Origin of the sequence: Kingella pumchi, from assembly GCF_022288825.1 — a bacterium.
Lineage (GTDB): Bacteria > Pseudomonadota > Gammaproteobacteria > Burkholderiales > Neisseriaceae > Kingella_D > Kingella_D pumchi.
In genome coordinates, this window is sequence record NZ_JAKOOW010000033.1 from 50,081 (window position 1) to 63,064 (window position 12,984).

The 12,984-nt window shown below is 59.2% G+C and carries 11 protein-coding genes and 1 tRNA gene; 3 read left to right on the top strand and 9 right to left on the bottom strand.

The genetic code is table 11. The annotated features are described in order from the left end of the window. Nucleotides 1-29: 29 nt before the first annotated feature. Nucleotides 30-2,147 carry a polyribonucleotide nucleotidyltransferase gene (gene pnp, locus MB824_RS09110; protein ID WP_238748171.1) on the bottom strand — a complete coding sequence of 706 codons (2,118 nt, stop codon included), beginning with the start codon at nt 2,145-2,147 and terminating at the stop codon, nt 30-32. A gap of 238 nt (nt 2,148-2,385) precedes the next feature. Between pnp and MB824_RS09115 the strand changes: the two genes are divergently transcribed. Continuing rightward, a tRNA-Val gene (locus tag MB824_RS09115) sits at nt 2,386-2,462 on the top strand. Between the two features lie 129 nt (nt 2,463-2,591). Further along, the gene (gene thrS, locus MB824_RS09120) at nt 2,592-4,496 is read left to right on the top strand and encodes a threonine--tRNA ligase (RefSeq protein ID WP_238748172.1); all 1,905 of its coding nucleotides are present in this window, start codon (nt 2,592-2,594) and stop codon (nt 4,494-4,496) included. 292 nt (nt 4,497-4,788) lie between these two features. On the opposite strand, the gene MB824_RS09125 is transcribed toward thrS, so the two are convergent. From MB824_RS09125 to MB824_RS09160, 8 genes are all read right to left on the bottom strand, one after another. After that, nucleotides 4,789-6,216: a dihydrolipoyl dehydrogenase gene (locus MB824_RS09125; RefSeq protein ID WP_238748271.1), complete on the bottom strand. Its 1,428-nt coding sequence runs from the start codon at nt 6,214-6,216 to the stop codon at nt 4,789-4,791. Between the two features lie 187 nt (nt 6,217-6,403). After that, entirely contained in the window at nt 6,404-7,150 is a 747-nt protein-coding gene (locus tag MB824_RS09130; RefSeq protein WP_238748173.1) for a glutathione peroxidase, read from the bottom strand. A gap of 322 nt (nt 7,151-7,472) precedes the next feature. After that, entirely contained in the window at nt 7,473-8,399 is a 927-nt protein-coding gene (locus tag MB824_RS09135; protein WP_238748272.1) for an Abi family protein, read from the bottom strand. 34 nt (nt 8,400-8,433) lie between these two features. Continuing rightward, complete coding sequence (gene metW / locus MB824_RS09140; RefSeq protein ID WP_238748174.1) at nt 8,434-9,015, bottom strand: methionine biosynthesis protein MetW; 582 nt, start codon at nt 9,013-9,015, stop codon at nt 8,434-8,436. Beyond that, nucleotides 9,012-9,377, bottom strand: a complete 366-nt coding sequence (locus MB824_RS09145; RefSeq protein ID WP_238748175.1) for a hypothetical protein — start codon at nt 9,375-9,377, stop codon at nt 9,012-9,014. The genes metW and MB824_RS09145 overlap by 4 nt, the downstream gene beginning before the upstream one ends. Nucleotides 9,378-9,380: 3 nt before the next feature. Beyond that, the gene (gene metX / locus MB824_RS09150; protein ID WP_238748176.1) at nt 9,381-10,505 is read right to left on the bottom strand and encodes a homoserine O-succinyltransferase MetX; all 1,125 of its coding nucleotides are present in this window, start codon (nt 10,503-10,505) and stop codon (nt 9,381-9,383) included. A gap of 112 nt (nt 10,506-10,617) precedes the next feature. Beyond that, the gene (gene gloA / locus MB824_RS09155; RefSeq protein ID WP_238748177.1) at nt 10,618-11,034 is read right to left on the bottom strand and encodes a lactoylglutathione lyase; all 417 of its coding nucleotides are present in this window, start codon (nt 11,032-11,034) and stop codon (nt 10,618-10,620) included. A gap of 174 nt (nt 11,035-11,208) precedes the next feature. Further along, nucleotides 11,209-12,402 (bottom strand): amino acid aminotransferase, encoded by a 1,194-nt coding sequence (locus MB824_RS09160; RefSeq protein ID WP_238748180.1) that lies wholly within the window; start codon nt 12,400-12,402, stop codon nt 11,209-11,211. A gap of 99 nt (nt 12,403-12,501) precedes the next feature. Here MB824_RS09160 and MB824_RS09165 point away from each other — a divergent pair, with 99 nt between their 5' ends. Next, entirely contained in the window at nt 12,502-12,969 is a 468-nt protein-coding gene (locus MB824_RS09165; protein ID WP_238748182.1) for an effector binding domain-containing protein, read from the top strand. Nucleotides 12,970-12,984 lie beyond the last annotated feature (15 nt).

The following is a 12,984-nucleotide window of genomic DNA, read 5'->3' on the forward strand; positions in this document are numbered from 1 at the left end:
TTTCAGGCTGCTTTATTACGGTGCAGGGATTACTGCGCGGGGTTGTCCTGCGCGGGCGCTTCGATCAGGGCTTTGATCGACAGGCGCACGCGACCGCGGTCGTCCACTTCCAGCGCTTTTACTTTGACGCTCTGGCCGACTTTGAGGTAGTCGTTAACGTCTTTCACGCGCTCGTGGGCGATTTGGCTGATGTGTACCAGGCCGTCTTTGCCAGGCATGACGGAAACGATCGCGCCGACGTTGTTGTCGAGGATTTTCACTACGGTGCCGTCGTACACTTTGCCCACTTCGACTTCGGCGGTGATTTCTTCGATGCGTTTTTTCGCGGCTTCCACCGAATCGGCGCTGACGGCGGCGATGGTGATGGTGCCGTCTTCGGCGATGTTGATTTCGGTGCCGGTTTCGGCGGTCAGCGCACGGATGGTTTCGCCGCCTTTGCCGATCACGTCGCGGATTTTGTCCTGGTTGATTTTCATGGTAAAGAGACGCGGCGCGTGTTGCGACAATTCCTGCGGGCCCTGCACCGCTTCTTTCATCTGGCCGAGGATGTGCAGGCGGGCTTCTTTGGCCTGTGCCAGTGCGATCTGCATGATTTCTTTGGTGATGCCTTGGATTTTGATATCCATTTGCAGCGCGGTTACGCCGTCGGTGGTGCCGGCCACTTTGAAGTCCATGTCGCCGAGGTGGTCTTCGTCGCCCAGGATGTCGGTGAGCACGGCGAATTTGTTGCCTTCCAAAATCAGACCCATGGCGATACCGGCCACATGAGCTTTAAGCGGCACACCGGCGGAGAGCAGGCTCAGGCAGCCGCCGCAGACGGAAGCCATGGAAGACGAGCCGTTGGATTCGGTGATTTCGGAGACCACGCGCATGGTGTAGCTGAACTCTTCCGGCTCGGGCAGCACGGCCAAGAGCGCACGTTTGGCCAGGCGGCCATGGCCGATTTCGCGGCGTTTGGGTGCGCCCATGCGGCCGCATTCGCCGGTGGAATAGGGCGGGAAGTTGTAGTGCAGCATAAAGCGGTCGGTGTATTCGCCGGAGAGAGCGTCGATGATTTGCTCGTCGCGCGATGTGCCGAGGGTGGCGACGGCCAGCGCCTGGGTTTCGCCGCGTGTAAACAGCGCCGAGCCGTGGGTGCGCGGCAGCACGCCGGTTTGGATATTGATGGGGCGCACGGTGCGGGTGTCGCGGCCGTCGATGCGCGGCTGGCCGTTAAGGATTTGGCTGCGGACAACGTCGGCTTCCAGATGTTTGAAAATGCCCTTGATTTCGTTGGCGGCGAGGGTGTCGGTGTCTTCGTTGATTAAGGCAGCCTGAACGGCAGCCCATGCTTCGGCGATTTTCGCGCCGCGTGCCTGTTTCGAGCGGATTTTGAAGGCTTCGGCGATGGTGTCGCCGGCGATTTCTTTCACTTTGGCCACCAGCTCGGCGTTCGGCTCGGGCGCTTTCCAGTCCCACACTTCGGGGTTCACTTCGTCGGCCAGCTCGTTGATGGCTTTAATCACGGCCTGCATCTGCTCGTGACCGTAAACCACTGCGCCGAGCATCACGTCTTCGGGCAGGATGTCGGCTTCGGATTCCACCATTAAGACGGCCTGCGCGGTACCGGCCACCACCAAATCCAGCTGCGATTTTTCCAGCTGGGTTTTGGTCGGGTTCAGCACATAGCCGCCGTCCAGATAGCCCACGCGCGCCGCACCGATCGGGCCGGCAAAGGGCACGCCGCTCAACACCAGTGCGGCGGAAGCGCCGATCATCGCGGGGATGTCGGAATCGATTTCGGGATCAACGGACACCACCATCGCCACAACTTGGATGTCGTGATAGAAACCTTCGGGGAACAGCGGGCGGATGGGGCGGTCGATCAGGCGGCTGGTGAGGATTTCTTTTTCGCTCTGCTTGCCTTCGCGCTTGAAAAAGCCGCCGGGGATTTTGCCTGCGGCGTAGGTGCGCTCGAGATAATCGACGGTCAGCGGGAAGAAGTCCTGCCCGGCTTTGACTTCTTTATTGGCGGTAACGGCCACCAAAACCACGGTGTCGCCCATAGACACTTTCACCGCCGCAGCGGCCTGGCGGGCGATTTCGCCGGTTTCGAGGGTTACGGTGTGCTGGCCGTATTGGAAGGTTTTGACGTGTTTGTTAAACATGCGGATTCCTTTGTATGGAAGTGCCCGCCGCTAAAACTCTAATGATGCACACTGTGCGACAGCCTGAAATGTGCATGGTTAGGGTTTCGGGCGTGCGGGCGGGTTGAAAAACGGGGCGGATTCTAGCATATTTGCCGCTGAAAACCTAAACAAAAACCCTTTGCAGGCAGCCTGAAAAAAGCTGCGGCCAAGGCTTGCCCAAAAGCGGCGCCCCCCGTATAATCGCGCCCTTTCACACAGGCACGTAGCTCAGTTGGTTAGAGCACCACCTTGACATGGTGGGGGTCGTTGGTTCGAGTCCAATCGTGCCTACCAGATTCATTGGACAGCAGAGGTTTCTGGAACTTTTGCTGTTTTTTGTTATTTACCGTTATTTATTGATTGCTTTCAGGCTGCCTAAACCGTTTTCAGGCAGCCTGAAAACCGCTTATCCGGAGCCATACCATGATCAACATCACCCTGCCCGACGGCTCAGTCCGCCAATACGAAGCCCCCACCACCGTCATGCAAATCGCCCAATCCATCGGCTCCGGGCTTGCCAAGGCAACCGTCGCCGGCAAAGTAAACGGCATCCTGCGCGACGCGTCCGACCCGATTAACCAAGACGCCGCCGTGCAAATCATCACCCCCAAAGACCCCGAAGGCGTGGAAATCATCCGCCACTCCTGCGCCCACCTGGTCGGCCACGCGGTCAAACAGCTTTATCCCGATGCCAAAATGGTAATTGGCCCAGTGATTGAAGACGGCTTTTATTACGACATCGCCACCGACAAACCTTTCACCCCCGAAGACGTCGCTGCCATCGAAGCGCGGATGAAAGAGCTGATCAACCAAAACTACGACGTGATCAAAGTGATGACCCCGCGCGCCCAAACCATCCAAACCTTCCAAGAGCGCGGCGAAGAATACAAGCTGCGCCTGATTGAAGACATGCCCGACGTGCAGGAAATGGGGCTGTACCACCATCAGGAATACGTCGATATGTGCCGCGGCCCGCACGTGCCCAACACCCGTTTCCTGAAAAACTTCAAGCTCACCAAGCTGGCGGGTGCCTACTGGCGCGGCGACAGCAACAACGAAATGCTGCAACGCATCTACGGCACCGCCTGGGCGAGCAAAGAAGAGCTGGCCGCCTACATCCAGCGCATCGAAGAAGCCGAAAAACGCGACCACCGCAAACTTGGCCGCCAGCTCGATCTGTTCCACCTGCAAGACGAAGCCCCCGGCATGGTGTTCTGGCACCCGCGCGGCTGGACGCTGTGGCAGATTATCGAGCAGCACATGCGCCGCGAGCTCGACGCCGCCGGCTACCGCGAAGTCAAAACCCCGCAGATTCTCGACAAAACTTTCTGGGAAAAATCCGGCCACTGGGAAAACTATAAAGACAATATGTTCACCACCCAGTCGGAAAAGCGCGAATACGCCGTCAAACCGATGAACTGCCCCGGCCACGTGCAAATATTCAACCACGGCCTGCGCTCCTACCGCGATTTGCCCATGCGCCTGGCCGAATTCGGCTCCTGCCACCGCAACGAACCCAGCGGTGCCCTGCACGGCCTGATGCGCGTGCGCGGCTTTGTGCAGGATGATGCCCATATCTTCTGCAGCGAAGAGCAGATTACCGCCGAAGCCCGCGACTTCAACCAGCTGGTGATGAAAATCTATAAACAGTTCGGCTTTGAAAACGTCAGCGTCAAACTCTCGCTGCGCCCCGAAAAACGCGCCGGCTCCGACGAAATCTGGGACAAAGCCGAACAAGGCCTGCGCGACGCGCTCACCGCCTGCGGCATCCAATGGGAAGAGCTGCCTGGCGAAGGCGCCTTCTACGGCCCCAAAGTCGAATACCACATCAAAGACGCACTCGGCCGCTCCTGGCAGTGCGGCACCATACAGCTTGATTTTGTGCTGCCCGAGCGTCTCGGCGCCGAATACGTTACCGAAGACAACGGCCGCGCCCGCCCCGTAATGCTGCACCGCGCGATTTTGGGCTCGATGGAACGCTTTATCGGCATCCTGATCGAAGAGCACGCCGGCTCCTTCCCGCTGTGGCTCGCCCCCGTGCAGATGGTGGTGATGAACATCACCGAAAAACAGGCCGACTACTGCCGCGACGTCGCCGCCCAACTGCAAGCCGCCGGCCTGCGCGCCGAGCTGGATCTGCGCAACGAAAAAATCGGCTACAAAATCCGCGACAACAGCCAATACCGCTACCCCTACCAAGTCGTCGTCGGCGACAAGGAAAAAGAAAACGGCCAAGTCGCCGTACGCCGCAAAGGCGAAGACCTGGGCAGCATGAGCGTGGCAGCGTTTGTCGAGCTGCTGCAGAAAGAATTGACGCAAGCAGCCTGAAAACGGCATTAAGGCAGCCTGAAAAGTGTTTTTAGGCTGCCTGAAGCGCTGTAGCGCAGGCTGTTCGCCTAAATCCTACCAGACTGCCCCCATCGGACGACTGCCCGTTTTTTTTTATTATTACGGAAGCCTGAAAGGGCGGAGTGTTTTCAGGCTGCTTGGGTGCGGGAGTAGGGGAAAGCGGTAAGTCTGCTGCGAATCGCAAGGGCGCAGGCAGCCTGAAAGGCAAAAACGGCACCGTGGAAACGCGGTGCCGTTTTATTTTTGGTTTGAGTTTGACTGCTCAGCGCTTTCAGGCTGCCTGATGGTCGTAGCGCAGCTTGGACTGCACGTCGCGCAGGGCGGTGCGCAGGCCTTCTTCGACGACGGGGTGGTAGAAGGGCATGTCGAGCATCTGCGCCACGGTCAGCCCCTGCTGGTGCGACCAAGCGAGCAGGTGGGCGATGTGTTCGGCGGCGGGGCCGAACATTTCGGCGCCGAGCAAGCGACCGCTGCCTTGTTCGGCATAAACGCGCAAATGACCCTGGTTTTTCAGCATCACGCGGCTGCGACCTTGGTTTTTGAAGGAAACTTCGCCGATGGCGACGGCGCTGTCAAAGCGCTCGCCGTAGCGCTGCTGCAGGGCGGTGTAGCGCTCGCCGGCGCTGGCTATCTGCGGGTCGGTGAAGACCACGCCGATGGGGCTGCGGCGCAGGCCGGGGCGCACGTCGGGGTAGCGGCCGGCATTGTCGCCGGCGATTTTGCCCTGGTCGCTGGCTTCGTGCAGCAGGGGCAGCTGGTTGGAAGCATCGCCGGCGATAAAGATGTGCGGAATGCTGGTCTGCATGGTGTGCGGGTCGGCCACCGGCACGCCGCGCGCGTCGGTAACGATATTCAGGTTTTCCAGGCCGATGTTGTCGGTATTGGGCACACGGCCGGCGGCAGCCAGCGCGTAATCGGCAACAAAGCGGCCGCTTTGGCCGTTTTCTTCCCAGTCCACCACCACTTTGCCGTTTTCATCGAGCGAAACCTGGGTGCGGCTGTCCAGATGCAGGGTCAGCTCTTGGCTGAAGCTGGCAACGGCTTCGCGGCGGATCACCGGATCGGCCAGGCCGGCCAGATTGCCGCTGACGCCGAAGATTTCGACTTTAACACCCAGCCGCGACAGCGCCTGGCCGAGTTCGAGACCGATCACGCCGGGGCCGAACACGGCAACGCTCTCGGGCAGATCGTCCCAAGAAAAAACGTCGTCATTGACAATCAGACGGTCGCCCAAAGGCTGCCACTGCGGCAGAATCAGCGGGCGCGAGCCGGTGGCAATCACGATGCGCTCGGCACTGATGCGGGTGTGGCCGCCGACTTCGACGGTGTGCTCGTCGATAAATTTGGCTTCGCCCATAATGCGGCGCTCGGCCGGCCAGGCTTCGACATCTTCCAGCACGAAACCGACGAAACGGTCGCGCTCGGCTTTGACCCGCGCCATCACTTCGCGGCCGTCGGTGCGCACGCTGGCGGTATCGAGATGGATGCCGAAAGGGGCGGTGTGCAGGGCGTGGTGGCGGGCTTCGGCGGCGGCGATCAGCAGTTTGGAGGGCATGCAGCCGACGCGGGCGCAGGTGGTGCCGAAAACGGTGCTCTCAACCAGATAAACGTTGTCGGTGAATTGGCGGGCGTGGCGGAAGGCGCCCATGCCGGCGGTGCCGCCGCCGATAACCAGTACGTCTGCTTGGATCTGTTTCATCATGCTCTCTTCTCTTTCTGTGAAAAAGCCGCCGCGGTTTACGACGGGGTCGGACTAAAATTAACGAGTTATTCAGGCAGCCTGCCTGCGAAAGGAAAGCTGCCTGAATAACCCGCAGGCTATTCAGGGGACGGCCGGGAAAAGGAGGAGAAAACCCTTCCGCCCTAGAGATGTTCAACCCGAATGATTATTTCAGGTAAGCGGCCAATTCGTCGCTGCCGCCGATGTGTTTGCCGCCGATGAAAACCTGCGGTACGGAGGTTTTGCCGGTGATGGCGCGCACGGAAGTAACGGTGGCGTCTTTGCCCAAAACGATTTCTTCGTAGCTCAGGCCTTTTTCTTTCAGCAGGGCTTTGGCTTTGGCGCAGAAGGGGCAGCCGGGTTTGGTGAACAGGGTGATGGAATCCTGGTCTTTCCAGTTCGGATCGATGTATTTGATCATGGTGTCGGCGTCGGATACTTCAAAGGGGTCGCCTTCTTTAACCGGCTCGATGAACATTTTTTCGATTTTGCCGTCGTTCACCAGCATGGAGTAGCGCCAAGAACGATCACCGAAGCCCAGGCCTTCTTTACCTACCAGCATGCCCATGCCGCGGGTGAATTCGCCGTTGCCGTCGGGTACCGCGGTGATGTTTTCGGCTTCCTGGTCTTTCAGCCAGGCGTTCATTACGAAGGTGTCGTTTACCGATACGCACAGGATGCTGTCGATGCCGCGGGCGAAGAACTGTTTGGCCAGTTCGTTGTAACGGGGCAGGTGGGTGGAAGAGCAGGTGGGAGTGAAGGCGCCGGGCAGGGAGAAGACTACGACTTTTTTGCCTTTGAACAAATCGTCGGTGGAAACGTCCACCCAGGCATCGCCCTGGCGGGTGTGGAATACGACGGCAGGAACGTTTTGGCCTACCAGTTCTTGTTCGGTTTTGATGTTGACTGACATATCTGAAAACTCCGTGTTTGGGTTGGGAAACTTATTGACGGGGCGGATTATAAGGACAGTCGCCGACAAATGACAATTTATTCTATTTATGGCGCGATAGTGAAAATTATCGGGCGGTGGCGCGGCCTTTGCCAGCGCGCCTGTCGGCGGGATTTCAAGGCTTTGCCGGCAGCCTGAAAAATATTAAAGGCATGTTCCAATTCAAGCTTGAATGTAAAATTTTTGCCTTAATTTGGCTTTTCGGTATAATTACTGCCAACAACTCCCCCGGCTTTGCCAACCCGATGTGGTTGGATCGACAAGGCTGGGGGCTTTCTTTTGCCTATCTTCTGTGCCACAACCGCCAATTTTTGGGGGTGGTGGTCACGCCCATCTGTTCAAGGGATATTGCTGAATTCTCAACGGATGGGAAGTCGGCCAGCAATGATAAAAATCTCTCACCCCATTGAGATTCGGGGCAAATAATATCCAGCATTCGTTTCATCAGACAAAAATAAACAAACGAGCGGCCTACAGGCAGAATTTTCCATTCTTCATCGCCCAAACCTTTCAAACTGGCTTTAATGGTAATGTCCCGATTCCATAAGCGGCTGTGGTGCGCTGATATATTTCGGATGATATTGAAAGCGTGCAGGTGAGTTTGCAGATGGCGGCCGTCTTGGAGACGATAAAACCTAGCAATTCGATTCTTATCTTCTTTTTTCATGCCTTTATAAAGCATGGACATCGTACCGAAATCCCATACTTCACAGGCCACCCATATGGGCAAATCAGGATAATGTTCCAGATGATGTTTGACAAAGCTGGTTTCTTTTTCTCGATTTACCAGGTTGTCGTATCTTTCCAACCATTCTGCATGGTTAAAGCAGGAGTCAAAATGTTGGACATTCTTATGAGCTAACGGGCAATATTTGCCCAAAGTGTATGCAATATTGACTCTCAGTGCAATTTCAATCCGTTCTAAAGCATCCAATGCCAATTGCCGCAACCGCTTGTCAAACATGTATAGTTTTTTGACATCTTCAAAACTGCTGTCGGGTATGAAGTTGTCTAACCGATTTTGCGGGTTTTGGGGATCAAATTGGCGAAACGGATAAAGATAACCGCTTAACCGGTAGTATCCTATCGTTCTTAAATACGCCAGAGCTTTTTTCTCGTCGCCAATTTGCAATCCCCGGCTTTTTAGAATCTCCAGTTGCTCCTCATACGATTTCCACACTTTCGGCGTTTTCAGGTAATCCTTTTCCATCATCAATTCAACTTGTAATAGTGGGAGAAACGCTTTAGCCGACGCGGTAAAACGCCAGACTGCCCAACAGATTGGGCAGGATGCTGACGCGGCGGCCGGCGGTCATTACCGCGCGCTCGAGCACGCGGATGCGGTTTTTGGCGCACAGCGCGTCGAAGTCCTGCAGGGTGCACCAGTGGATGTTGGGGGTGTTGTACCATTGGTAGGGCATGCGCTCGGACACGGGCATATGGCCGCCCAGCGCGATTTGCAGGCGGTTTTTCCAGTAGCCGAAATTGGGAAAGCTTACAATCGCCTGCCCGGCGATGCGGGTCAGGTCGCGCAGGATGGTTTCGGTGTTCTGCATCGCCTGGATGGTCTGGCTTAAGACGATGAGGTCGAAACTGTGGTCGTCGAAGGCGGAAAGACCCTGCTCCAAATCGGCCTGTATCACGTTGACGCCGCGGCCGATGGCAGCCTGAACGCCGGCGGGGTCGATTTCGATGCCGTAGCCGCTGCAGTTTTTGTGGCGCATCAGCGCGGCCAGCAGTTCGCCGTCGCCGCAGCCCAAATCGAGTACGTGCGAGCCAGCGGGGATCCAGTCGTAAATCAGTTGTAAGTCGTCGCGTAGTTTCATTGCTGCTCTTGGGTGGTTTTCAGGCTGCTTTGCTCAAGATGCCATTGTTGTTCCTGCGAATCCCACAGCAGATAGGGCGGGTCGTAGCCGTCGTCGTAGATCAGGCGGTAGCCGCCGCGGCCGTCGGGGCGGTAGTTGGGCTGCCAGCCTTGGGCTTTGGTGTGCAGAAAACCGAGTGCTTTGAGGCCGGCGGTGTCGTTCTGGTCGGGCAGGCGGCCGTGCTCTTGGCGGTAGCGCTCGATATTGGCATTGATGCGCTCGCCCAATTCGATGTCTTTGTGGCGGCGCCATTCAAGCGGCATGTAGGTGTAGGCCAGGGCGATAAGGATGATGGCGGCGATGCCGGCAAGGGTCTGTTTCATGGTTTACACCGCGATATTGGCCATATAGGTGCGCACGGCGGCGATGTAGTCGGCGTCTTCCATCAGAAAGGCGTCGTGGCCGTGGGTGGACTGGATTTCGGCGTAGCACACGCTTTTGCGCTCGGCCACCAGCGCGCGCACCAGTTCGCGCGAGCGCTCGGGCGAGAAGCGCCAGTCGCTGCTGAAGCTGGCAACGAAAAAGGCAGCCTGAACTTTACGCAGCGCGGCGCGCAAATCGTTGCCGGCCGCGGCGGCGGGGTCGAAATAGTCGAGCGCTTTGGTCATCAGCAGATAGGTATCGGCGTCGAAACGCTCGGAGAACTTGTCGCCCTGATAGCGCAGATAGCTTTCGACTTCAAAATCGACGCCGTAGTCGTAGCGGTAGCGGTTTTCGTGCAGACTGCGGCCGAACTTGGCGCCCAGGCCGTGTTCGGCCAGATAGGTGATGTGCCCCATCATACGGGCGATACGCAGGCCGCGGCGCGGTTTGGTTTGGTGGCGGGCGTAGTGGCCGCCGTGAAAATCGGGGTCGGTAATGATGGCCTGGCGGGCGACGTCGTTAAAAGCGATGTTCTGCGTGCTCAGGCGCGGCGCGGAGGCGATAACCAGCGCGTGGCGCAGGCGCTCGGGAAACTCGATGCTCCATTGCAGCGCCTGCATGCCGCCAAGGCTGCCGCCGACCACCGCCGCCCATTGGCCGATGCCGAAATAATCCGCCAGCCGCGCCTGCGAGCGCACCCAGTCGGACACCGTAACCAGCGGGAAATCGGCGCCGTAGGCTTCGCCGGTTTCGGGATTGGCCGAAGCGGGACCGCTGCTGCCGTCGCAGCCGCCCAGATTGTTGAGGGCGACGACGAAAAAGCGGTCGGTGTCGATGGGCTTGCCCGCACCGACCATATTGTCCCACCAGCCCGGGTGTTTGTCGTCGGCGTGGTGGCGGCCGGCAACGTGGTGGTTGCCGGAGAGCGCGTGGCAGATCAGTACCGCATTGCTTTTGTCGGCATTCAGGCTGCCGTAGGTTTCCACCATCAGATCGAAGCGCGGCAGCGAGCGGCCGTTTTGCAGGGCAAAAGGCTCGTCAAAGGAAATCAGCTGCGGGCGGACGATGGTGGTGCTGGTAACGGACATGGCAAAGGCGGGCAAAACGGATGGGGTGGTTTTCAGGCTGCCGCTGTCGGCACAGGCGCCGTTGGGCAGCCTGAAAGCGGCAAAGGGCGCGATTTTAGCACTTTGCAGCGTTTCAGGCTGCTTTGGGTGCGTAGCTGTCGCTGCCGCTGGCTTTTTCGATAAATTCGATTTTGTAGCCGTCGGGGTCTTCGACAAAGGCGATTACCGTGCTGCCGTGCTTCATCGGCGCGGCTTCGCGCACCACTTTGCCGCCTTTGGCGCGCACGGCATCGCAGGCTGCGGCGGCGTTGTCGGTTTCGATGGCGATGTGGCCGTAGGCGCTGCCCAAATCGTAGCCGTCGGTGTCCCAGTTATGGGTGAGTTCGAGCACGGTGCTGTCGTGTTCTTCGCCGTAACCGACAAAGGCTAGCGTGAAGCGGCCTTCGGGGTAGTCTTTGCGGCGCAGCAGCTTCATGCCCAGCACTTCGGTGTAAAAGGCCAGCGAGCGTTCGAGATTGCCGACGCGCAGCATGGTGTGGAGTAGGCGCATGGTGGGTTCCTTGTGGTTGTGGTTTGGGGTGTGGGCAGTTTCGCGGCGCGGCGCGGACTGCTTGGGGTTTTTCAGGCAGCCTGAAGCCTTTCAGGCTGTCGGTATACTCTGTAATTTACAGGATTTCGGCTGTAGGGTGCGCACCCTACGGATTTTCAGGCTGCTTTTGAACTTTCAGGCTGCTTTAACCGCTTTCAGTGCGGCGGCGGTGTTTTCCAGATTGTCGGGATTCAGGCCGGCGATGCACAGGCGGCCGGAAGCGGGCAGGTAGATGCCGTAGTCGCGGCGCAGGCGCTGCACCTGCTCGGCGTTCAGGCCGGTGTAGCCGAACATGCCGCGCTGGCGCACAAAGCGTGCCGCGTCCTGCTGCCAGGCCGCGTTGCCGGCGAGTGCGTCGTACAGCGCCTGACGCATGGCGCCGATGCGGCCGCGCATGGCGGCGACTTCGTCCTGCCATTGCCGTTTGAGCGCGTCGTCGGTCAGCACCGCCTGCGCCAGCAGCGCGCCGTAGGCCGGCGGACTGGAGTAGATGCGGCGCACCGCGGCTTTGAGCCGCCCCTGCACCAGTTCGGCTTGGGCGCGGTCGGGGCAGACCACCGCCAGCAGGCCGATGCGCTGGGCGTAGAGCGACATATTTTTGGAAAACGAATAGGACACCAGCAGCGGCAGGCCGATGTCGGCGGCGCGGCGCACGGCGTAGGCGTCGTCGTCAAAACCGCTGCCGAAGCCCTGATAGGCCAAGTCCATAAAGGCAATCAGGCGGCGGCGCGCCATCAGATCGAGAATTTCGTCCCATTGCGCCGGTGTCGGGTCGATGCCGGTGGGGTTGTGGCAGCAGGGGTGCAGCAGCACCACGCTGTGCGCGGGCAGGGTGTCGAGAAAGGCGGTGAGCGCGGCAAAATCCAGCTCGGCGGTTTCGGCGCGGTAATAGGGGTAGTCGGCCACGCTAAAGCCGGCGCCGGCGAAAATGCCGCGGTGGTTGTCCCAAGTCGGGTCGCTGACATAGGCGCGGGCGTCGGCGAGCGTTTCGCGCAGCAGGTCGGCGCCGAGTTTGAGCGCGCCCGAGCCGCCGAGCGTTTGCGCGGTGGCCAGCCGCCCTTCGCGGATAACGGCATGAGCGCTGCCGAACAGCATTTGCGCCGCCGCCTGGCGAAAAGCCGCATAGCCTTCCATCGGCGCATAGGAAAGCGCCGCTGCCGGCAGGGCTTCGGCGGCGCGGCGCACGGCTTCGGGCAGCACCAGGCGACCGTTTTCGTCGCAGTACACGCCGATGGCAAGATTGGTTTTGTCGCTGCGGGGGTCTTGGGAAAAGGCTTCGACCAGACTCAAAATCGGGTCGCCGGCATAAGGGGTGAGATGGCTGAACATGGCGCGCGGGCGGAAAGGGAAAACGAAGCAGCGATTATATCGCAAGTACGCCCGCCCGCCGCTTTGCTATACAATCGCCGCTTTTGCTCAGGGCCGATTATGAACGACACCACCGTACAGCTTCCCGTGTTCCGCGTGGCCGGTTTGAGCCGCGACTCTGCAAGCGACACGCTGGCTGCCGACATCGAAGAAATGCGCCGCTTGTGGCTTGAAGGCAGCCTGAAAACCGAGCTGGCCGCGTTCAGCCGCAGTTTTTACGCCGTCTGCCACGCCTATTCGGACGATCGCCGCCGCTTCACCCTAACCGCCGGCTGCCTGCTGCCAAACGATGCCGAACTGCCCGCCGCTGCTGCCGAAGTGTGGCTGCCGCCGCAGCACTACCTGACCTATCCCGCCGCCGACGGCTTTCAGGCTGCCTTGGCCGCCGCCCAAGCGCAGGAAACGCAGCATCAGCCGCGCCGTTATGCCGCCGATTTTGCCGCCGTTCCCGCTTTCGGCGCCCCCGCGCTGTATATCGGCGTGGAAGGCGAAGTGCGGATCAGCGAAGAAGAAGTGTTTGACGACTAGCCCGCAGGCAGCCTG

What these genes read in the sequence shown, in the direction of transcription:
- MB824_RS09130 (WP_238748173.1), bottom strand. Translation starts at nt 7,150, where the DNA reads ATGTCAGTCAACATCAAAACCGAACAAGAACTGGTAGGCCAAAACGTT.
- metX (WP_238748176.1), bottom strand. Translation starts at nt 10,505, where the DNA reads ATGTCCGTTACCAGCACCACCATCGTCCGCCCGCAGCTGATTTCCTTT.
- MB824_RS09165 (WP_238748182.1), top strand. Translation starts at nt 12,502, where the DNA reads ATGAACGACACCACCGTACAGCTTCCCGTGTTCCGCGTGGCCGGTTTG.
- MB824_RS09125 (WP_238748271.1), bottom strand. Translation starts at nt 6,216, where the DNA reads ATGAAACAGATCCAAGCAGACGTACTGGTTATCGGCGGCGGCACCGCC.
- MB824_RS09160 (WP_238748180.1), bottom strand. Translation starts at nt 12,402, where the DNA reads ATGTTCAGCCATCTCACCCCTTATGCCGGCGACCCGATTTTGAGTCTG.
- MB824_RS09145 (WP_238748175.1), bottom strand. Translation starts at nt 9,377, where the DNA reads ATGAAACAGACCCTTGCCGGCATCGCCGCCATCATCCTTATCGCCCTG.
- gloA (WP_238748177.1), bottom strand. Translation starts at nt 11,034, where the DNA reads ATGCGCCTACTCCACACCATGCTGCGCGTCGGCAATCTCGAACGCTCG.
- thrS (WP_238748172.1), top strand. Translation starts at nt 2,592, where the DNA reads ATGATCAACATCACCCTGCCCGACGGCTCAGTCCGCCAATACGAAGCC.
- pnp (WP_238748171.1), bottom strand. Translation starts at nt 2,147, where the DNA reads ATGTTTAACAAACACGTCAAAACCTTCCAATACGGCCAGCACACCGTA.
- MB824_RS09135 (WP_238748272.1), bottom strand. Translation starts at nt 8,399, where the DNA reads ATGGAAAAGGATTACCTGAAAACGCCGAAAGTGTGGAAATCGTATGAG.
- metW (WP_238748174.1), bottom strand. Translation starts at nt 9,015, where the DNA reads ATGAAACTACGCGACGACTTACAACTGATTTACGACTGGATCCCCGCT.